The 632-nt window shown below is 46.0% G+C and carries 1 protein-coding gene; it reads left to right on the forward strand.

All coding sequences use genetic code 11. The annotated features are described in order from the left end of the window. Nucleotides 1–632 (forward strand): alpha-L-fucosidase (locus GMD1S_RS08695; RefSeq protein WP_000325171.1); only part of this gene is annotated, 632 nt, incomplete at both ends.

Consider the following 632-nt stretch of genomic DNA (forward strand, 5'->3'; position numbering starts at 1 on the left):
GTTTCCTTTGTCAACACCTTCCATGCAAAAGACATTGCTGGCTACCGTCCAGTCAAGGCTAGCCTGGAAGCAACTATCCAGCAAAAAGGGGTGAATGAGGTCGTCTTTGAATACGAGCCAGTCGCTGATACGGCTAATCCAACGACTCCGACTCCACCAGTCACTCATCCAGAAGATAAAGAAACCGAAATTGGCAATCATGGACCACTTCCAAGCAAGGCCCAACTCGATTACCACAAGGAAGAATTGGCAGCTTTCATCCACTACGGAATGAACACCTATACCAATTCTGAATGGGGAAATGGGAAAGAAGACCCTCGATACTTCAATCCAACCAACTTGGATACTGATCAGTGGATTCGCACTCTGAAGGAAACGGGCTTCAAACGAACCATTATGGTTGTTAAACACCACGACGGATTCGTTGCTTATCCTTCTAAGTACACCAACCATACCGTAGCGGCTAGCCCATGGAAAGATGGTAAGGGTGACCTTCTCGAAGAAGTTTCCAAGTCTGCTAGCAAGTACGACATGAACATGGGTGTTTACTTGTCACCATGGGATGCCAACCATCCTAAATACCATGTTGCAACCGAAAAAGAATACAACCAATACTATCTCAACCAGCTGAA

It is taken from the genome of Streptococcus sp. GMD1S (assembly GCF_000296875.1).
Taxonomy (GTDB): domain Bacteria; phylum Bacillota; class Bacilli; order Lactobacillales; family Streptococcaceae; genus Streptococcus.